This is a genomic window from Bartonella eidoli, from assembly GCF_036576145.1.
Taxonomy (GTDB): Bacteria; Pseudomonadota; Alphaproteobacteria; order Rhizobiales; family Rhizobiaceae; genus Bartonella.
In genome coordinates this window covers 26,558-46,775 of record NZ_JBAFWX010000005.1, presented here as the reverse complement: position 1 = coordinate 46,775, position 20,218 = coordinate 26,558, and the positions used below count along the sequence as shown (strand labels likewise).

The following is a 20,218-nucleotide window of genomic DNA, read 5'->3' as shown; positions in this document are numbered from 1 at the left end:
CTCAACAGAAATATAATACCAATGATATAAAAAACTGCATCATATTTCCCTCCTTTGGGAGTTCAAAAACAAACAAGGTGGAGGATTTAAAAGATTGTTTTCTGCACTCTAGATAAACGACTTCTCATTTTATAATCCTTTTTTCCTTTTAAATAGCTTATCTTATATCTTTTTTATTGCTTAAATTGTTTTGAATATTATTCTAATACTTATGTTTTATCTTGCCCATATATCAGATATACACCTTTCGCCATTACCGCAGCCTTCCTTACCAGAACTTTTTGGCAAACGCCTCACTGGCTATCTTAACTGGCAAAAAAAGCGTAAAAACCAGATGATACCTGATGTTCTAGATACTCTAACCAACACTCTAAAAAAGAAAAATCCTGACCATCTGGTCATTTCTGGTGATCTTGTCAATCTTTCATTAAATAAAGAATTTCAACAAGCATATGATTGGTTAATCAGCCAAGGTGAACCTCAGAATATTTCTTTAACATTTGGTAATCACGATGCTTACGTTCTCGGAGCATTTAAAAAAGCGTGTTCTTTCTTTCAACCTTGGATACAGGGTGATTCTTTCTCAGAAAATGCCCTTCCCTTCCCTTACATGCGCATTCGCAATAATGTAGCCATTATAGGTGCTTCTTCAGCCATTGCGACACCACCTTTTCAAGCATCTGGATATTTTGGAAGAAGACAAGCTCAAAAATTATCACAACTTTTGCATGAAGCTGGTGAACATAATTTTTTTCGTGTCGTAGTGCTACATCATCCACCTGTTCACCATGCAACCTCTTGGAATAAAAAACTATGGGGAATAGAACGTTTTCTAAAAGTTATTAAACATCATGGTTGCGAACTTATCCTTCACGGACATACTCATTTACCCACATTAAATATTGTTGAAGAAAAAATTCCGATTGTTGGAGTTTCTTCAGCGTCGCAAGCTTTTGGTTTCCAAAAGCCACCAGCTGGCTTCAACTTATTTTCCATCCAGCGCTCTCATCATCAATGGCATTGCCAATTGCAACGTTACAGTATCATCAATCAAAAAAATGAAATAGCATGCACTGAAAAAATTGATCTTTAACATCATCCTCAAGAAATAAAAATATCTTTTGATTTCATATTTTTTTAATTATGTAGCCAACATAAACTCTTCATACAAAAAGAATAGCCGTTGTACCAGGAGGTAATTTAGCTTCCTCTTCAGGCTCTACATGAATAGAAACACGCACATTGTCAAATTCCTCTTCAAGAACATTTTCAATTTTATTGCAGATATTGTGTGCTTCTCCTACTTGCATTACAGCTGGAACAACTAAATGAAACTCTATGAAAATAATCCTACCTGCAACACGCGTACGCAAATCATGCACTTCAAGCGCGCCATGTGCATTTGCAGAAATAAGCTCACGAATCCGTAGAGCTTCATTAAATTCCACACCAACATCCATTAAACCACGGACTGCATTGTTAACCAACTTTATCCCCTGAAAAAGAATATTAGCTGCAACAATTATTGCTAAAATTGGATCCAAAAAATCCCATCTACTTACAAAAGCAGTGAGTAGACCGATCAAAAGGCCACAGGAAGTAAAAAAATCTGTTACGAAATGTACTCCATCAGCCCTAAGAGCTGGTGAACGATGAATTTTTCCTTGTTGAATAAGAATCCAACCCCATGCGTAATTTATGATACTTGCTATAAGATGAAGAACGATCCACACTCCAGGTTTTTGTGACATTGTAACATTTGAAAAAGCCATCCATGCCTCTCGAAAAATCAAAACCGCAGCAATGATAATCGCGAAACCTTCCAGAATAGCAGAAAAATATTCTGCCTTATAATGTCCGAAAGGGTGATCTTGATCTGCTGGCTTCATGCTTACTTTAACGGCTAGCCATGTAGCCAATGCCCCAAACACATTTATAATTGATTCTAAAGAATCAGAATAAAGCGCAACTGAACCGGTGATATGATATGCCCAATATTTCAAAGAAAAAACGATACAAGCGACAAAAATGGAGTATAAAATTAAGCGTTGTATATTAATTTTTACAACCATAACCACCTACCCTTTTCTTGACCAAAAAATAATACCATTTCAAGTATCTGCCCTATGATATTTTGATATATTATAAATATTTCCTCAATATATAGAATTTTCAAAAAGCAATAAAATGATGCTAGACGCTGTTACCCTTTTCGATATTGCTTTTAAAACCTAGAAACTGATCTACAAATATTATTGAAAAAAGAAAAAATCGCTCTCAAAAAGAAGCGTTTATTGCTGCAAATAGGCTGCAGCTATATTATTTTTTATAAGTCAGAGCTCTATAAAACCATAAAAAGCCTTCTTCTCATCCAACTGCATCCTTCCGCTCGCATTGCACGAGCGACTACAAACTACAAAGAAACCTTAACATATCTCATGAATAAAAAAGAAAATCTTTACCCCAAAAGAACCTGGGCATTGGGGGACCCAGGTTCTTTTCCCTTAGCAAGTAAAGGCGCATAGGAATTAGGAAATAGCGGGGACCTAACCCCTATGCCCGATACGAATACAATGTATTGCACCGCACCCGGTATTTTCATACTATACCTATGGTTGCATTTTGTCAATACAAATTCTACCATAGGTATAGTAGATATTTTTTTATCCTTTACTCCTTAACAAAACCAACGCTCAATATTTGAAAGCTATAAAATAGCATCAAATTTTATATGAAAGCGTGCATCACAACAATCTACTTAATGAATAATCATACCAAATGCTTACCATTGCATTAATAAAAGACATCTTGTTTAAAAATCATATTAATATTGCTTGAAACAAAGTGATCTTTGTCAGCTTTATTGCGTAAAAAAACTTGAATTCTAATTTTGCATGACATTTTAAATCATAATGCGGCTGCTTTTACTAATCATGATATAATTAAAACTTTATATCATTTGATTTACCGACAATCAGTTAGCATTTCTATTGATACAACTCTAAGAAGCCTCTAAGGACAACACCGATATGATAGTATTTATTGAATTATACCTGATTGTTATATGTTTTTGCCTTTCCAGCTCCTCAATACTCAAATAAAAAAATCTATAAAGCAATCAGGAAGCTATCTTGAAAAAACTTATTTTTTCGTAAAAAAAACGTTAGCTAATCAATCCATATTTGGCAGAAACTAAAAACTTCGCGTATTTTATGGTTATTCATAACATAAACTTCCAATGCTTAAGAAAAATCAGACATCATATTAATAATATATGTCTCTATCCTTGCTAAACATCTCTAAAAAATAACGTCTTAAGTGATAAAATAGCTTCCCATACAAAACTTTGCCTTAAATTTAAAGGGAATCGTAACCTTTCTCTACACGCTACACAAAACTCGCTGCAACATCATTTCAGTACCAGCAGTACGTTTTGAGGATATAACATATCCACCCCCAAGAACACGTGCTTCATTATTATTGCTATCATAAAAAACACAAGCTTGCCCTGGTGCTACACCATTTTCATATTCCAAAAAATCAACAAAAAAAGTTCCATCTTTATAATATAACCGAGCAAGATGTGGAGGACGCGTTGAACGAACTTTTACAGCCACCTCAATACCATCTGAAGGGAAACTATCCAACGGCTCATCACCAAGCCAATTGACATCACGCAAAAAAAGCTGATGTGTCTCCAACATTTCACGTGGTCCAACAATAACGCGCGCATTTTCCACATCTAGATAAACAACATAGAGCGCTTCACCAGTAGCAACACCAATGCCACGACGCTGACCAACAGTATAATTGACAATCCCTGAATGCTTGCCCAAAACTTTTCCATCAATATGCACGATAACCCCAGGTTTGGAAGCCTCCGGTCGCAATTTTTTGATAATATCAGAGTATTTTCCTTGAGGAACAAAACAAATATCCTGACTATCATGCTTATTAGCAACAACAAAACCCATTTCTGCTGCTATTTCGCGAACACGTGCTTTCGAAAGACCACCTAATGGAAAGCGCAAATAATCAATCTGTTCTTGTGTTGTTGCAAAAAGAAAATAACTTTGATCGCGCTCAAAATCAAGAGGACGAAAAAGTGCTCGATGCATACCATGAAGACGACTACGAATATAATGGCCTGTCGCCAAAGCATCAGCCCCCAATTCGCGCGCAGTTTCTAATAAATCAGCAAATTTGACAGTCTGATTACATGCCACACACGGTACAGGTGTTTCGCCTTGCACGTAACTTTTCGTAAAAGGATCTATTACAGCTTCACGAAACCGTTCCTCATAATCAAGAACATAATGCGGTATTCCCAACATTTCTGCCACACGGCGCGCATCTTCAATATCCTGCCCAGCACAGCACGCACCTACCCGGTGTGTTGCAGCACCATGATCATAAAGCTGCAATGTAATCCCAATTACATTATAACCTTCTTTTTTTAAGATCCCTGCAACAACCGAAGAATCAACTCCACCAGACATCGCAACAACTATTCGGGAATCTTCAGGCGGCCCCGGCAAATCAAGACTATTCAAAGACATATACTTATTCTCTACATTTAAATATGCATTGTGGATTAATATTTACGCATGCTATTCATCTTTTTTATATTATTTTTTAATCTATTCCACAACCAATAGCATCACTTTTTAAAAAATAGATTCAAAATGAAAAATCCGATGCAAATTAAGACAAAACAAAATTTCACTGTTATTGATAAAAAAATCAATCAAAATACCATAATAGACTGTTCTATTGTCTTTGTACTCTATATTTAAGGTATTAACTTATTGTATTCATTTTTCCTTTAACAAGTTTAGTTCTTTTTTAAATTTCATGTTTTAAAAACAAATCAAATCCTTGGCCAAAAGTAGAAGAGTACAATGACTGATTTAACAAAAACACAAATGAAATATGTTATTGGGCCGGACGGAAGTCCACTTACAATCACAGACTTACCACCGAAAACAACAAGGCGCTGGGTGATTCGTCGCAAAGCCGAAGTTGTTGCAGCTATTAGAGGTGGATTATTAAGTCTTGAAGAGGCGTGTCAAAGATATAGTTTAACTGTGGAAGAATTTCTCTCATGGCAAAACCTAATCGATGAACACGGTTTAGCTGGATTGCGGACAACTAGAATTCAACATTACAGGCATTAATTGCTATGATAATGATTGAAAACTATCTTTAATGCTATTAAAACAGCCAAACTTAATAAATGTTTGGCTGTTTTTTCTTTCGATAGATACATTTTCGAACCTTATATCAAAAAGTTGTTTTCATTATCCAGTCATAGAATTAGATTGTATAAAGGTATGACCAGAATCTACTTCTGTTTCACTTTCTCGAACATCGAGAAGCTTTACACGCTGTAACTCTGTATTAATTTCATGAAGAGCAATTTCTGCATTTTTTTTCTGAAGCTGCAAATCATGAATCGAATTTATAAGATTATCACGTCTGTGGCGTGCTGCACGCGCAAAAGCTGAATAAGCAAAATGATGAATATCACTATTTCCAGATTTACGCTCTTCACTAATGATTTGTTCTTCTAATTCTAAAACTATTCGCTCAAATTCTGCAATCATCATCTCAAGCTGTTCAATTTCACGACGCTTCCCACGGACTTGAAACATCTTTAATTTCACCATACTTTCTCGTGATTTCATACTCTCTACTCCTTGAGTGCGCTAACTCCATAACTCGTATTCGCACCATTGCTCATTTGCCCGCTATTTCTTTCAAGAAAAACAGACCACTATTGTTAATGAAATTATGAATTTTTGAACTCTCTTCAAAGTACTTGCGAACATACTCCACTTTAAAGGACAATAATCACCCTTTTACTTTTCGTCCCCACCATAATCCGTACTCACTATAAAATGAAGAACTTTAAAGCTCGGTAAATAAATATTACGATTATGAAAAATTAATTCAAAATAATCCATTAATTTAAAAATTAAGCAATTCAATTTTAAAATAATTGTAAAATACATAATTTTTCTAAAATAATTTTGTTAACCTCTTTTTAAAATAAAAATGTTTTGTTAACCACTATCGTACATAGTGGGAAATTATCGTAAATATTGGGAAATTCAGTGGTGATTGTTACGCGTACTGCTGAAATGTTCATAGACACTTTTGACTAAGTGTTTGTTTTTATGAATTTTTTATAAAAATTGATTTTATCAATTGTTGTAAAACAAAGCAGCTCCACCTGATTCCAAAGGAGCTAAATGAGGGATCTAAGATGCGCGTATTATTAATTGAAGATGATAAAGCAACCACTCAAACCATCGAGTTAATGCTAAAATCAGAAAATTTTAACGTTTATATCACAAATTTAGGTGAAGAAGGCGTCGATTTAGGGAAGCTCTATGATTATGATATCATTTTGCTTGATCTGAATTTACCTGATATATCAGGTTATGATGTTTTGCGAACTTTAAGATTAGCAAAAATAAAAACCCCTGTTCTCATCCTTTCCGGTATGGGAGCTATAGAAGATAAAGTACGTGGTTTCGGATTTGGGGCCGATGATTACATGACTAAGCCTTTTCACAAAGACGAGTTGATAGCACGTATTCATGCAGTTGTGCGTCGCTCTAAAGGTCATGCACAATCAATTATTGTTACCGGCGATCTCACGGTCAATCTTGATACTAAAACAGTTGAAGTGGCAGGACACCCTGTTCATTTAACTGGTAAAGAATATCAGATGCTAGAACTGCTATCTTTGCGCAAAGGGACCACACTCACAAAAGAAATGTTTCTCAATCACCTTTACGGTGGAATGGATGAACCAGAGCTTAAAATTATTGATGTTTTCATTTGTAAATTGCGGAAAAAACTGGAAGCAGCATCTTCTGGTATAAACTATATTGATACAGTTTGGGGACGCGGTTATGTATTACGTGATCCAATTGAAGAAAACGTACGAAAAACCGCCTAAAAAATAAAATACATATTATAAAATCTCGGGGAGCGGGCCGAGGTTTTTTCTCTGTTTTAAAATTTTTTTTACATATAAAGGAAAAAGCTACAAATAAATTAATGCATTTAAAAGATCATCATTTACCGATATATTCCAAGTCATCTATTCCCACTAGGTATGATTTACAGTTATTTTATTTAAAGATCTTTCTCACTTTCTAAAATGATAAACTTATCAGTTTCATCTATATTTATTTTCATGGCTGTCACCTCAGAAAGTAACACTGTATAGTAAAATTGAATAACATGAGAATCGATTAATTCTTCCTGAAATTTTCCATTACATAGCTCAATAAAATGAGGGGGAACCCGCAAATTTTTACCGTAAATTTCAAATCGGAAAGAGCGTTTGTTTTCATTTTGCAAAATCATAACAACTATTTCACCACCACGAGAAACTGTTGCATTTGCAATCAATAATAAATTAAGCAAGAGTTTGACTTCATCTTTTGGCAAAGATAAAGCAGGAACTTGCCATTTTAAAACTGCTTTTTCATCTTTCATATATTGCTGCGCAACCTTTTCAGCGGAACGCGTCTCTATCTGAGAACCGACAGCTCCTGAAAAACCAAAAGCTAATCGCGCAAATTGTAAACGAACAGAAGCATTTGCAGCAGACCAACGCACCAATTGCAGAGCATCTTCATCCATTCCTCCTTCATCATAAAGCTCCATGGCATTTTGAATGGCGCCAACCGGTGAAATCAAATCATGACAAATGCGACTACAAAGCAAAGCAGCGAGATCGGTAGGCTTTAAAGAAAAAGAAAGCGTCATAATATTGATAACTCCCAGATTGAAAAATAAGATTATTTTGAAGAAAAATTCTTAACATTTAATGCTATATATAAGAAAAATTAAACAATTACGCTCAATTTCTTTAGGAAGAAATTCAATTATTTAAATAACTTTATACGCTATTTTATTTGAATCATATCAAAACCATAATATTATATTCTTGTTTGTAACTAATAAAAGGGAAAAACTCATGGCTCTCTCTCTCCTGTTACGTCGATATAAATGTATTATACCTTTGATATTTCTTTCATTTATAACGATAAATTCTACATATTCCCAACCTCAATCAATCAGAAAAAATGAGCCACATTATTCTTTGCAAGAAATTATTGATTCTGGCCATATTTTTTTTGGAAAAACAGCAGATAGCATAGCAGTAGCAATTGAAAATATCTTTTCACAATACGGCTATCCCAATGCTTATATCTTAGGTGAAGAAGCTTCTGGTGCTTTCTTTGCCGGATTAACATATGGCGAAGGAAAGCTTTTTACCAAAAACTATGGTCAGTATAAAGTTTTTTGGCAGGGGCCTTCTGTAGGATGGGATTTTGGCGGTCAAGGCTCTCGTTTAATGATCTTAGTTTATGACTTTAATGATATAAATAATTTATGGGGACGCTATGGTGGAATTTCAGGTTCGGCCTATTTAGTTGCAGGTGTTGGTTTTCACGTTCTTAAGAGACATAACATAATACTAATTCCAGTACGTACAGGGATCGGTGCGCGCCTCGGTATCAATATAGGATATTTAAAATTAACACCCGCACCAACATGGAATCCATTTTAAATGGAATCTCATTGAAAGGGGAATTTATGCTTATTCAGTCATTTCTTTTTTTTATTCTTGGAGTTGCCTCTATTTGTTGGTTACTAGCGCTTTTTTCCCCTCTTATTTGGCGCAGAGCTATTTACTTTGCAAAAAAAATCGTTTCTAAGCAAACTCCATTATCAGTTATGGAAATGCAAGCAAACTATGACTTTCTCCGTGCGCAACATGCTGTCGAGTTAGTCCGCAATGAACAAAAATACAATTCCTTACAAAAAAAGTATGCCCAACAAAAAATAAAACTGAGTCAAATAACAGAACAATTCTTCAAATTATGTTCTCACTCACAATATAACACTTATACTCCCCATGAAAAAGAAGCTATTATAATGAGAAATGAACAAAATAATCTTGCAAAAAATAATTCCCCAATAGAAATAAAAACTATACGAAAAAAAATTACATACTATCTACAATGTTTAGAAAAAATCCAAACAGATAAATGTGACGAAACAACTAAGTCCCAGCTTTTAAATGAATTGCGCGAAGAAATAAAAGAACTCGCGGCCACATTGGCTGCACAAATAGCTCTGCAAGAAGGACAATCTTCACCCATAAACACGCTAACAGAAAATTCTCAAGAAAAAGACGACCTAGCAGCCCGTATCCACAAAAAAATAGCTCTCACAAAAAAAGAACCTTGAGCATAAAGCTACCTCTCCTTTTAAATAATAGCATTTCTTAGGAATGGTAAAAATCTTTTATTTTTTGAATAATAAAGTCCTGATCATCTTGTGTTAAATAAGGATGCATAGGTAAACTTAAAACAGAGTTTCCTAAGGACTCAGAAACGCAAAGAGAACCTTTTACATAGGGAAAACGTTTATAAGCTGGCTGTCGATGTAATGGAGTTTTATAATAAACCATTGTAGGAATAGAATGCTTCTGCAAATATTCCTTTAATTTATCTCTATTTTCCGCTTTGATAGTGTATTGCGCATAAGCAGGACGGATTCCTTTTTCCACTTCAGGAACTGTAACGGTATCTCTCAAGCCATCGGAATAATATTGTGCAATTGCCGCACGTTTCTCTATTTCATCTTCGAATATAGCCAATTTTTCTAGCAAGATCGCAGCTTGAATTGTATCTAAACGTGAATTTAAACCAATACGCACATTGTCATATTGCGTTTCACCTTTACCATGAAACAAAATAGAACGTAAAAGTTCTGCTAAATCATCATCATTGGTCATCATAGCGCCTCCATCGCCATAACAGCCCAATGGTTTTGCTGGATAAAAACTAGTCGCAGCAACATCACCAAAAGCTCCACACATAGTTTCACCGCTTTTACCACCCATCGATTGAGCACTATCTTCAAGAATAAAGAGGTTTTCCTTTTCCGCAATCGAAGAGATTTGAGCATAATTTGCAGGAAACCCAAATAAATCAACAGCAATAATTGCTTTTGGTTTAAGACGTCCTTCTCTTTTTACCATCTCAATAGATTCACAAAGTTTGTCAACGTCAATATTAAAAGTATCAGGCATAACATCAACAAAAACAGGCTCAGCTCCCACCAAAGCAACAACTTCAGCAGTTGCACAAAATGTGAAACTAGGACAAAAAACAGCATCACCTAGACCAATATTTTTAGCCATAAGGGGCATCTTCAAAGCATCAGTTCCATTAGCACATGCAACCACGTGCTTAACGCCAAGATAATTTGCCAATTTTTCTTCAAATTCTGTTACTTTGGGCCCTAAAATATATTTTCCACTTGCTACAACATGCGCAATTGCAGCATTAACCTTATCTTCAATGCGCACACGCTGCGCCCCAATATCTACAAACTGCATATTAACTCCATCGATATCATTACAATAATGCAAAAAACGCCAATTTACCTCTTTTATCTACAATAATTGACACTAGCAGCAGCTAAAATCCTTAAGATAGCAATAGCTTCATCACCATTTGTACGAGGCGATTGACGCGTTTTCAAACAATGAAGGAAATGCTGCAATTCACAAGTAAGTGGCAAATCCTCACAAATATCAATGTAATTCAATTGATCCGCATGAAAAGCCCACTCTTCATTTTCTCTCCAAACAGAAAAACCATGAAATGCTAATTTACGATTCCACGGCTCCATATCATCAAAAATAAGCATAGCCTTCGTACCAACAACCGTTAAACGCCTTTCACGATAAGGACTAAGCCGAGAAGTAAAAAGATGGCTACGTACACCATTTGGAAAAACCATATGAATATGAGAAAAATCAGCAAGCTTATCAATTGCAGCTGTTCCTTTTCCCTGAACTTCAGAAGGTTCACATCCTGTCAAAGCTAAAATCATTGAAAGATCATGAGGCGCAAGATCCCATAAAGCATCACTTTCTGTATGAAACTTTCCAAAGCCTAACCGGTGAGAATAAATATAACGAATATCACCTAGCTCTCCTTTTTCCACGAATTCACACATTTTTTCAAAAGCAGGATGAAAACGCAAAGTATGGCTGACCATTAAAATCCGCCCATACTTATTGACAGCCTGAACTTGTTTTTCAGCATCCTCCACATTCAGAGCAATAGGCTTTTCAACCAAAACATCTTTACCATTTTTAACAGCACTTAAAACATTTTCTGTATGGAATTGCGGAGGCAATGCTAACACCAATGCATCAATATCTCTACGAATAAAAAGATCATCAGGTGCTATAGATTCAACACCATACATATTAGAAAAACTGTTAGCGCGGTCAATATTAACATCAGAAACCGCTGCTAAAACTCCAAGACTTTGAAGTGTTCTTATATGATTTTTACCCCAATATCCACACCCCAAAACCGCTATACGTGGCACCATTTTTACGATTTATCCTACATTTGTCATATAAAAAACATATTCTTATAAACCCAATCTAAAATAGAATGGCAAGAAAAAAGCGCAAAAACGATGCTTGACATCTCACTATTCTACCTCTTATATCCGCATAAGACAAAATGAGTCCGGTAATATTGTCTATTTTGGCGGAGTAGCTCAGTAGGTTAGAGCAGAGGAATCATAATCCTTGTGTCGGGGGTTCAAATCCCTCCTCCGCTACCATTTTTGAGTTTATAGTATATTATAACTTGTTATCAAGCTTTATAAAAAAATCCTTAAGAAGACTTTAACAGTTTCTTAGAGCTTTATTTTATTTCTTTTTTTTCTGCAAAAATGTGGCAACCAAATTCATAAAGTGACTGGCGCAAACCTTCATTGGCAATCCCTTTAATCATCTTTTTCACATACTTTTTTTCCTCCTCATTTGGCACTAACTTTACTAGCGAGCAATCGGTAAGAACAGATATGGGCCTTTGTTCAATCTTTATGCGATCGATCGCTATATACCCAAAAAAACCATTAATTCTGTGAAGAAGTTCATCTGTTTCATGAAGTATTTTCAATGCAGAAAATCCTTCACAAGCCACAACAAGCGTTGCAGGACAAAAAACTTCATCTTGATCCGCACGGCGTTTCCAAATAATTTTAAGAGGCATTGTATAATCACCAATATCATGCCCTACAATTTGTGGCCAATGCTCTATGAGTGCTACATTAAGACCCGTGCGCTTGCGTAAAATGGGATCAAGCATGAGCAACACAGTTTCAGAAAGAGAATCAAAAGAGCGTTTTTGAAATCGTTTATTCATGTTCTTAATTGTCTCTTCACTAACTTTTGTAACAATTTAAATGACTTTAAAAGGACTTTCAAATTTTTTAAAAGGTTCTTTTTAAATGCCTATGTTCTTCTTTTTTAAATCATTCAAAGCCCCTCATCTTCTTTGATTCTTAGATAATTTATGATAGCGCAATAAAATTGCTCTCCTCCATACATAATAGCCGGAAAATACAGCTATTGTGTTGAACCATTGCTTCCTTTATTGTCTACTTCTAAGATGATATTTATTTATACACTTTTTGGCTTTTTTGATAGCAATTCGTAAATGTAGAGACTTTCCACTTACCATTAATTTTTTCAAGGAATCTACGTCAAAAAAGAGATTGATCAAACATAATCTTATTAACTCTTCTTCAATCATTAACGAACTACTTCCAAGCCCATAAAAAAATCTATCTTCTTTTAAGAACAGATACCACCACAACTTTCTTCTAATAAGGATAAAAATCACGTAAAAAATGCACGGATTCTATAAAACTTGACTAATGTTAATCTATAGCGTTGTCCTTTAGTATGATAAAATAACTGGCTTCAACTATACCAGCTTCACGATTCTAATGAAAACAACGATGCTTATGAATTTAAAACGTTAGTAAATAGATGACCACAACCAAGAAATAAAATGTATTATTCTTGATTAAAAATCATGCCCAACCCAATCGAAAAGTCGCATAAAAACCTGATAGTCAATTAATCCATGTAATCACATAAGACAAATATACTCATAAAATTCTGGGTTAATCTTCGCTTGACACTGATGATGCTGACTAGTTAGTGTTTCAATAATGCTACACTAACAGTTTTGGCATCACAATGCTCTTTTTCCCGATATTTAATTTCTTTGTGCATTAAAATAACTTTGTCAAATATATTGCAATATTTCTCCACTACTATCGCTTAAACTTTCAATCGATTCGATAACAAAGCGCTCTACAAAAGTGTAAATACACTACTTATAATCAAAACTAACCTGGAGATCGTTTTTTTGGAAAAATATCTAAATTGTTGCCACTATTATTAAACTCTTCCTCGAAGGTACTATCATATTCATTCTCAGCATAACCAATGACAATTGCAAGTCAAAAACGTTGGTAAAAAATCCATAAAGAAATGTATCACTCGTATTAACTATACAATAAACGAACAATGTACGCCTTAATTCCAAAAATATTCCCCCGTACTGTTTTTATCAAACATAATCAATTCAAGTAGAAGAATACTTAAACCACACAGCAAAAAACATATTGAGCAAAACCTAGATTAATAGATATAATAACTAAATAACCTTATAAATAGTTAGCTTGAGCGCGGTCCTCTAAAACCAAAACAACAAATACTCATAATAAATCGAAATAAACTTCATATCCTCCCATTGTATAAGCTTGCATTTCTTAGAAAGCTCTGTCGATAATGCACTTGAAACTTACTTCTCTATAGAAAAAGCAACAAATTAACAGAATATAGTGGATATGTATGATGAACCAAAACAGCTAATACAATCTTGATCTTTTCTGATAATGGAATAACTCCAGATATCAGACATAGGGATGCTATAGATACAATCACTGATCCAACAAATTACCCAGATAAACTTCACAACATGAATAATTTTTGATAATCATATCAATTGTTTTACGATCACAAAAATTTGCTAAAAACAAACCCAACGAGTGATTTTAACATCATTGTCAGCCGGTAAATTATAAACCTAGAGTCCCACTAAAAAACTAATCAACGTAGAATAAAATTGATAAGGCTCTGATATTAAAAGAGGATATCTCATCCACTTCTTTTCCTCACTCTGCAGCCCCACGCAGTTGCATTCACTTATAACCTATTGCACAGAACATAAATAATTACACAACCAATCGTAGCAGAATTAACTTTACCGCCAAAATAAAAACAAAATCAATAAATCTCTAATTTATTGTGATCTGATCAGACTAACACTATAACCTATATTACGAGATATTTTAAAAATAATAGCTTCAAACAAATAGCCCTGCTTTTTTAAGAATAAGTATAACCCTTTATTCAACTCAAATTTCTGAAAACCCTATCACACTCTTCTTTCTCTATAAGCAATAGGGTCAATACTGGCTTCAAAAAATGTTTTTGTATAATCATTTTTTGCATGCAAATGACGTAGATCATCATTGCTAAGCTCTTCAAGAATAATACCTTTATGCATAATACCAACGCGTTCACATATGTGAGCAATAACCGGAAGATCATGCGATACCATCAAATAAGTTAATTGTCTTTCTTCCCTGAGTGTTTTCAATAAATTTAAAATTTCAGCCTGCACCGATACGTCTAAAGCAGATGTTGGTTCATCAAGCAATAAAACTTCTGGTTCAATAATTAAAGCACGGGCTAAAGCAATCCGTTGACGTTGTCCCCCAGATAATTCATGTGGATAACGATAAAGAAATGAAGAATCTAAACCAACAGCATTTAAAATATCATGCACGCGTTCCTTTCGATTATCCATACCATGAATCATGAGTGACTCTAAAAGAACAGTATGCACCATCTTTTTAGGATGGAGTGAAGCGTAAGGGTCTTGAAAAACTATTTGGATACGGCGCACAAAATCTTTTCTTTTTTTCTTTGAAACCTTTTCTCCATCAAAGATAAACTCCCCACTATAATGGGAAATAAGCCCTATCAATGCATTTAAAATCGTTGATTTTCCGCATCCTGATTCACCAATTAAACCATAAGATTCGCCACGTTTAATATGGAAATTGACATTTTTCACAACTGTTATTGCTTTGCGCCCATGCTCAAAAGCTACAGACAAATTAGAAACATCAATAATATTTTCACAATTGGTCACGGTAATGCTCCTTCAACACCATTAACAATCGTTGAGCTAGATAGCCACTTGGGATCTCTCTCAGGAACCTCCAAAACATCAACTGGTTTATCAAGTCTTGGCAAGCTAGCTAATAAAGCTCGAGTATAGGGATGACGTGCACGCGATAAATCGCTCGCCTGCAACTCTTCCAAGATACGACCTGCATACATTACAAAAACACGATCACAAAAGTCAGCAATCATATTTAAATCATGGCTAATAAAAACAAGCCCTGTTCCAGATTTTGTCACAAGTTCATCTAACACTGACAAAACCTGAGACCTCACAGTAACATCAAGCGCAGAAGTTGGCTCATCTGCAATAATCAAATCAGGCTCAGGAATGAGCATCATAGCAATCATAACTCTCTGTCCCATCCCACCCGATATCTCATGAGGAAATAGCCGCATAACGTGCTCAGGATTACGAATTTGAACAGATTCTAACATAGAAATTGTTTTTTCACGCGCATCCGTCTTTGAAACGCGATAATGGATACGGTAAGCTTCCATGATCTGATCACCAATTCTCATTAGTGGATTCAGCGAATATTTAGGATCTTGTAAAATCATCGAAATACGCTTTCCACGAATAGCTTGCATTTGGGATTCACTTGCTGACAATAAATCAATATCATCAAAACGCATTTTATCAGCTTTAACAATTGCTGATTTGGCACTCAACTTTAATATTGCGCGTCCTGTTGTGGATTTTCCAGATCCAGATTCTCCAACAATTCCAATCTTTTCTTTTCCCATAGAAAAGCTAACACCACGCACAACTTCCGAAACGCCACGCGTTGCAGGAAAAGAAATCCGTAAATTTTCTATTTCTAATAACTTTTTATCCATTGCGTGGGTCCAATACATCACGAAGCCCATCACCTAAAAGGTTGAAGGCAAGACTTGAAAGTAATATTGCACAACCTGGTACTACCGCTAACCACCAACTTGTCATCATAAATTCACGACCTGTAGAAAGCATTGCTCCCCACTCAGGACTTGGAAGTTGAGCACCTAATCCTAGAAAACCAAGACCAGCAGCGGTTAAAATAATTCCAGACATATCCAATGTTAACCGCACAACAACTGAAGGAATACACATCGGTGCAATGTGAAATAAAATAATTCTCAAAGTAGACGCTCCTTGCAAGCGAATTGCTGAAACATAATCGGATGAGCGTATAGTTAAAGTTTCAGCACGTGCTAAACGTGCTATCGGTGGCCATGCCGCAACTGAAATCGCAATAGCTGCATTTTCAATCCCTGGCCCCAAAGCTGCTGAAAAAGCAAATGCTAAAATCAAACCTGGAAAAGCAAGAAAAATATCAACAATACGCATAAGGACAGTATCAACCCATCCTCCCATGTAACCAGACACGGTTCCAACAATCAACCCTATTGGTCCTACAATAATTGTAGTCAAAAAAACAATATAAAGGGTAATACGCGCACCAAAAATTATTCTACTAAAAATATCACGCCCTAACTCATCCGTTCCAAAATAATGGAATTTAGAGGGTGGCTGCAACCGATTTAAAAGATCATTACTAACAAAATCATGGGTAGAAATCCATGGAGCAAAAGCTGCACATAAAATGATAACAAGAATAATGATCAAACCAAATACGGCCGAAATATTATGAAAAAATTTAATTGTTGCATGATAAATTTTTTGTACATTTGCTTGAATTATTGACCGCGGAACGGGATCATTTAACCAATACTTTAAAGAAAATGATGATTGCGATTTATGATGGTTCATTGGTGTCATATTCAACGTGTCCTTGGATCAAAAATACGATACAGAAAATCAGAAAATAAATTAATAACGACAAAGATAAATCCTATAATCAAAGTGCACCCCACAACTGCATTCATATCTCCCGCTAAAAGAGCATTAGTTAAATAACGCCCAAAACCAGGCCAAGCAAAAACCGTCTCTGTTAAGACAGCGCCCTCTAATAAGGCAGCATAAGAAAGAGCGACAACAGTGATAATTTGAACAGCAGCATTGCGAAAAGCATGAGACCAAACTGTTCGCATCCAAGATAACCCCTTAACACGTGCAGTAATAATATATTCCTGATTAAGCTGTTCGATCATAAACCCACGAGTCATACGAGTAATATAAGCCATAGCACCAAACGCTAGAATTAAAGCAGGCATAATTAGATGGCTAAAAGCATTACAAAAAGCCTCCCACTGCCCTTGTACAGCAGTATCCCACAGGAAAAATCCTGTTCTAGGCTCAAAAGAATACTCGTAAATAAAATCAAGACGTCCCGGACCACCAATCCAATCAAGTTTAGCGTAAAACACCAACAATGCCATCAACCCAAGCCAAAAAGTTGGTGTTGAATAACGAAGGAGGGTAAAAACACGAACAAAGTGATCAATATATGTATCACGATACATCGCTGCAAAAATACCAAGCGGAATTCCCAAACTTGTGCCGATAATCATTGCAACTGTTGCAAGCTCTAACGTTGCAGGAAATACACGCGCAATGTCTTCTAAGACTGGTTTTCCCGACATGAGGGCATCCCCAAAGTCGAATAAAAACACCTTCCAAACATAATTCCAATATTGAACAAGCAATGGTTTATCAAGACCCAACTTGATATACATTGTATCATAAGCTTCTTGACTAATATTATCATCAAGAATAGCAATGACAGGATCTAAAGGTAGGAGGTGACCAATAAAAAAAGTGACGGTTACCAAACCAAGCAATGTAATAAATATTGAAACCAACAGCTTAAATATCTTTAAAAAAAAGGGCCATATATACAAATTTTTCTACCTTTCTAAAACTGTTACATTGGCTTTTGGTAATGATAAAGTCATATTAATAATACCTACATACCCATAAATATGCGCATGGCGCTCCCATTCGCCACATAATTGAACAAACTCAAATACTTACACAATTTTATTCAACAGACTGCGCATATTTTTCTGCATCACTGTAGTAAATATTAAAGCTATTCCAGACCCACTTTTTTATAGAAGGCCCTAAACCTATCGTATAATAAGTCTGGAATAAATAAATCATAGGACCATTCTTGAGAACATAACGCTGCAAAGAACGATACTTTTCTATACGTTTATGCTGATCTTTTTCAAATAATGCATCCATCACCATTTTATTGGCAGTTTCATCATAATAACCAGAACGCCAAGCCAAATTCATATTGTATTTTTTTGTAAACGTCGGATCAGGATTGAAAATATGACGATATGAAGTAGGATGTCCATCAGGCTCTGTACTTGCCCACCTCATGATTGCCATATCATAATCTCCATTATGAACACGACTTAACAACTGAACCTTCGCCAATTTTTCAATTGTAATATCAATACCAATTTGACGCGCATTCTCTTGAAGAAATTGTGCGACTGATTGCATATAAGGGACACTATCAATCAAAAGTTTGGCTTTAAAACCATTAGAATAACCCGCTTCTCTCATCAGCTCTTTTGCTTTTTTTAAGTCTGATTTAAACGGAACACCCTCTTTTTCATCTAAAGCACCTGACACACCTATTGGCATATAACTTGCACGTGGTATAGCAATACCCTTTAAAACAGTTCTCCCAAGCGCCTCATAATCAACCAAATAACGAAGAGCACTTCTTACTTTATCATTAGCAAAAACCATATTCCTATTATTCAATGACAAATAAACAGACTGTGGTCGCAAAACACGGGAAATCTTAACCGCTCCTCCCTGTTTTTCAATATCCAAAACATCTTCTGAAGATAGGTCACGCGCTATATCTATATCGCCTTTTTCCAGAAGCAATCTCTGGCTCCCAGATTCAGCAATATGACGCACAACAATGCGATCTGTTTTTGGTGCATCTCCCCAATAATGCTTTGCTGCCTCTAAGACAACCTCTTGCCCTGCGTTCCAACGCACTAATTTATAAGGACCAACACAAGCAGAGTGAGTAGATAAATATTTATTCCCCATATCACCATTAACACTATTTTCTTCAAGCGTTTTCCGGTCAAGAATAGTAGAAATATAAGACTGCCCAAATAAAGCTAATATAAGTTGATCAGGGTAAGGCTTATCAAATTTTAATTGTAAAGTTTTATCATCAAGAGCTTGAATATTTGTTTCTATATTATCCTGAGTAAATCCATAGTCCATAAAAAACTGAGCATAGCTCATGCCTAATTTAACAACACGCTGCATAGACCAAGCAAGATCCTGTGCAGTCGCGACTCTTCCATCGTTAAACCTCAAATTATCACGAAGATAAAAGACAATTCTTTTACCATTATCATAAATATCCCAAGATTTAGCCATAGAAGGGCTAAATTTAGTAGGATCTAATTTATCATAATCTACCAAGGAACTGCAGATATTTTTTAATAATTCACTCGTCACAGTTTCCATCGCTTGCGCCGGATCAAAACTGCTAATCCCGTCAATATTCCACGCCATCACCAATGTATTTTCAGGCGATGCATTTAGTGCTAACGGCATAAATCCATTAAAAAAACCAATCGCACTTAATAAAATAAAAAATCTCTTTAATATTCTTTTTTTACCCATTTTATTTCATCTTTTGAAAATTTTATACATGAGGAACTGCTGATTTCTCTATTTTATCACTGAATAACAAAACTATAAACTCTTCCTCTTAACTCCCAAAAAAACAGATTTTCATCATAATCAAAATAATATCCTCTATAGATAATGGACTTTACCCTCCTTATAGCTCCATAATTATAGAGGAATAGCTACATTATTATCACTTATATTCAGTTCATACTTCTCCCTATATTCACACACCGAACACGCATTTATTTTTCAATTTCATTATAAAAAATACGTGGAGCACTATTCCAAACCCACTTTTTAACAACAGGTGACATAGCTACAACGTTATATCTTTGATAAAGACCAGCATAAGGCCCTTTTTGCATCATTTCACGCTGCAAATCAGCATAAAGGCTAAGTCGTTTCTTTAAATCCTTTTCAAATAAAGCATCCATGACTTTCTGGTTCATATTTGCATCAAAATACCCCTTCTGCCA

The 20,218-nt window shown here is 35.3% G+C and carries 17 protein-coding genes, 1 tRNA gene and 1 pseudogene; 6 read left to right on the top strand and 13 right to left on the bottom strand.

Annotation, left to right across the window (positions count from 1 at the left end):
- Positions 1-199 precede the first annotated feature (199 nt).
- A complete protein-coding gene (locus V5N68_RS04445) occupies positions 200-1,093 on the top strand; it encodes a metallophosphoesterase family protein (protein ID WP_332066050.1) in 894 nt (297 codons plus the stop codon).
- Positions 1,094-1,163: 70 nt separating this feature from the next.
- Here V5N68_RS04445 and V5N68_RS04440 read toward each other — a convergent pair whose 3' ends face one another.
- The gene (locus V5N68_RS04440) at positions 1,164-2,072 is read right to left on the bottom strand and encodes a cation diffusion facilitator family transporter (protein ID WP_332065982.1); all 909 of its coding nucleotides are present in this window, start codon (positions 2,070-2,072) and stop codon (positions 1,164-1,166) included.
- Positions 2,073-3,380: 1,308 nt separating this feature from the next.
- Positions 3,381-4,559 carry a tRNA 2-thiouridine(34) synthase MnmA gene (gene mnmA / locus V5N68_RS04435; RefSeq protein WP_332065981.1) on the bottom strand — a complete coding sequence of 393 codons (1,179 nt, stop codon included), beginning with the start codon at positions 4,557-4,559 and terminating at the stop codon, positions 3,381-3,383.
- 342 nt (positions 4,560-4,901) lie between these two features.
- On the opposite strand from mnmA, the gene sciP reads away from it, so the two are divergent.
- A complete protein-coding gene (gene sciP / locus V5N68_RS04430; RefSeq protein WP_332065980.1) occupies positions 4,902-5,177 on the top strand; it encodes a CtrA inhibitor SciP in 276 nt (91 codons plus the stop codon).
- 123 nt (positions 5,178-5,300) lie between these two features.
- On the opposite strand, the gene V5N68_RS04425 is transcribed toward sciP, so the two are convergent.
- Entirely contained in the window at positions 5,301-5,687 is a 387-nt protein-coding gene (locus V5N68_RS04425; RefSeq protein ID WP_332065979.1) for a flagellar export protein FliJ, read from the bottom strand.
- 581 nt (positions 5,688-6,268) lie between these two features.
- Between V5N68_RS04425 and ctrA the strand changes: the two genes are divergently transcribed.
- Positions 6,269-6,970: a response regulator transcription factor CtrA gene (gene ctrA / locus V5N68_RS04420; RefSeq protein ID WP_332065978.1), complete on the top strand. Its 702-nt coding sequence runs from the start codon at positions 6,269-6,271 to the stop codon at positions 6,968-6,970.
- 179 nt (positions 6,971-7,149) lie between these two features.
- Here ctrA and chpT read toward each other — a convergent pair whose 3' ends face one another.
- The gene (gene chpT / locus V5N68_RS04415; RefSeq protein ID WP_332065977.1) at positions 7,150-7,788 is read right to left on the bottom strand and encodes a histidine phosphotransferase ChpT; all 639 of its coding nucleotides are present in this window, start codon (positions 7,786-7,788) and stop codon (positions 7,150-7,152) included.
- Positions 7,789-7,999: 211 nt separating this feature from the next.
- Here chpT and V5N68_RS04410 point away from each other — a divergent pair, with 211 nt between their 5' ends.
- Positions 8,000-8,596, top strand: coding sequence for a DUF1134 domain-containing protein (locus V5N68_RS04410; RefSeq protein WP_332065976.1), 597 nt, complete (start codon positions 8,000-8,002; stop codon positions 8,594-8,596).
- 26 nt (positions 8,597-8,622) lie between these two features.
- Complete coding sequence (locus V5N68_RS04405; protein WP_332065975.1) at positions 8,623-9,279, top strand: hypothetical protein; 657 nt, start codon at positions 8,623-8,625, stop codon at positions 9,277-9,279.
- Between the two features lie 37 nt (positions 9,280-9,316).
- On the opposite strand, the gene V5N68_RS04400 is transcribed toward V5N68_RS04405, so the two are convergent.
- Positions 9,317-10,435: a DegT/DnrJ/EryC1/StrS family aminotransferase gene (locus tag V5N68_RS04400; protein ID WP_332065974.1), complete on the bottom strand. Its 1,119-nt coding sequence runs from the start codon at positions 10,433-10,435 to the stop codon at positions 9,317-9,319.
- A gap of 53 nt (positions 10,436-10,488) precedes the next feature.
- Positions 10,489-11,445, bottom strand: a complete 957-nt coding sequence (locus V5N68_RS04395) for a Gfo/Idh/MocA family protein (protein WP_332065973.1) — start codon at positions 11,443-11,445, stop codon at positions 10,489-10,491.
- A gap of 163 nt (positions 11,446-11,608) precedes the next feature.
- Between V5N68_RS04395 and V5N68_RS04390 the strand changes: the two genes are divergently transcribed.
- Positions 11,609-11,685 (top strand) — tRNA-Met (locus tag V5N68_RS04390).
- Between the two features lie 83 nt (positions 11,686-11,768).
- Here the strand turns inward: V5N68_RS04390 and V5N68_RS04385 are convergent.
- The 7 genes and pseudogenes from V5N68_RS04385 to V5N68_RS04355 form a co-directional block, all read right to left on the bottom strand.
- Positions 11,769-12,272 carry a DUF721 domain-containing protein gene (locus V5N68_RS04385; RefSeq protein WP_332065972.1) on the bottom strand — a complete coding sequence of 168 codons (504 nt, stop codon included), beginning with the start codon at positions 12,270-12,272 and terminating at the stop codon, positions 11,769-11,771.
- A 2,088-nt stretch (positions 12,273-14,360) separates the two neighbouring features.
- Positions 14,361-15,143, bottom strand: coding sequence for an ABC transporter ATP-binding protein (locus V5N68_RS04380; protein ID WP_332065971.1), 783 nt, complete (start codon positions 15,141-15,143; stop codon positions 14,361-14,363).
- Positions 15,140-16,015 (bottom strand): ABC transporter ATP-binding protein, encoded by an 876-nt coding sequence (locus V5N68_RS04375; protein WP_332065970.1) that lies wholly within the window; start codon positions 16,013-16,015, stop codon positions 15,140-15,142. The genes V5N68_RS04380 and V5N68_RS04375 overlap by 4 nt, the downstream gene beginning before the upstream one ends.
- Complete coding sequence (locus V5N68_RS04370; protein WP_332065969.1) at positions 16,008-16,937, bottom strand: ABC transporter permease; 930 nt, start codon at positions 16,935-16,937, stop codon at positions 16,008-16,010. Before V5N68_RS04370 ends, V5N68_RS04375 begins: the two co-directional genes overlap by 8 nt.
- A gap of 2 nt (positions 16,938-16,939) precedes the next feature.
- A complete protein-coding gene (locus V5N68_RS04365) occupies positions 16,940-17,959 on the bottom strand; it encodes an ABC transporter permease (protein ID WP_332065968.1) in 1,020 nt (339 codons plus the stop codon).
- Positions 17,960-18,098: 139 nt separating this feature from the next.
- Positions 18,099-19,733 (bottom strand): ABC transporter substrate-binding protein, encoded by a 1,635-nt coding sequence (locus tag V5N68_RS04360; RefSeq protein ID WP_332065967.1) that lies wholly within the window; start codon positions 19,731-19,733, stop codon positions 18,099-18,101.
- A gap of 251 nt (positions 19,734-19,984) precedes the next feature.
- Positions 19,985-20,218, bottom strand: a pseudogene (locus V5N68_RS04355) (ABC transporter substrate-binding protein); the annotation flags it as partial.

Excerpts from the sequence above, each read along its gene's own strand:
- V5N68_RS04360 (WP_332065967.1), bottom strand. The coding sequence starts at position 19,733 with ATGGGTAAAAAAAGAATATTAAAGAGATTTTTTATTTTATTAAGTGCG.
- V5N68_RS04440 (WP_332065982.1), bottom strand. The coding sequence starts at position 2,072 with ATGGTTGTAAAAATTAATATACAACGCTTAATTTTATACTCCATTTTT.
- V5N68_RS04400 (WP_332065974.1), bottom strand. The coding sequence starts at position 10,435 with ATGCAGTTTGTAGATATTGGGGCGCAGCGTGTGCGCATTGAAGATAAG.
- V5N68_RS04385 (WP_332065972.1), bottom strand. The coding sequence starts at position 12,272 with ATGAATAAACGATTTCAAAAACGCTCTTTTGATTCTCTTTCTGAAACT.
- mnmA (WP_332065981.1), bottom strand. The coding sequence starts at position 4,559 with ATGTCTTTGAATAGTCTTGATTTGCCGGGGCCGCCTGAAGATTCCCGA.
- V5N68_RS04405 (WP_332065975.1), top strand. The coding sequence starts at position 8,623 with ATGCTTATTCAGTCATTTCTTTTTTTTATTCTTGGAGTTGCCTCTATT.
- V5N68_RS04425 (WP_332065979.1), bottom strand. The coding sequence starts at position 5,687 with ATGAAATCACGAGAAAGTATGGTGAAATTAAAGATGTTTCAAGTCCGT.
- V5N68_RS04410 (WP_332065976.1), top strand. The coding sequence starts at position 8,000 with ATGGCTCTCTCTCTCCTGTTACGTCGATATAAATGTATTATACCTTTG.
- V5N68_RS04395 (WP_332065973.1), bottom strand. The coding sequence starts at position 11,445 with ATGGTGCCACGTATAGCGGTTTTGGGGTGTGGATATTGGGGTAAAAAT.
- ctrA (WP_332065978.1), top strand. The coding sequence starts at position 6,269 with ATGCGCGTATTATTAATTGAAGATGATAAAGCAACCACTCAAACCATC.
- V5N68_RS04370 (WP_332065969.1), bottom strand. The coding sequence starts at position 16,937 with ATGACACCAATGAACCATCATAAATCGCAATCATCATTTTCTTTAAAG.
- chpT (WP_332065977.1), bottom strand. The coding sequence starts at position 7,788 with ATGACGCTTTCTTTTTCTTTAAAGCCTACCGATCTCGCTGCTTTGCTT.
- sciP (WP_332065980.1), top strand. The coding sequence starts at position 4,902 with ATGACTGATTTAACAAAAACACAAATGAAATATGTTATTGGGCCGGAC.
- V5N68_RS04375 (WP_332065970.1), bottom strand. The coding sequence starts at position 16,015 with ATGGATAAAAAGTTATTAGAAATAGAAAATTTACGGATTTCTTTTCCT.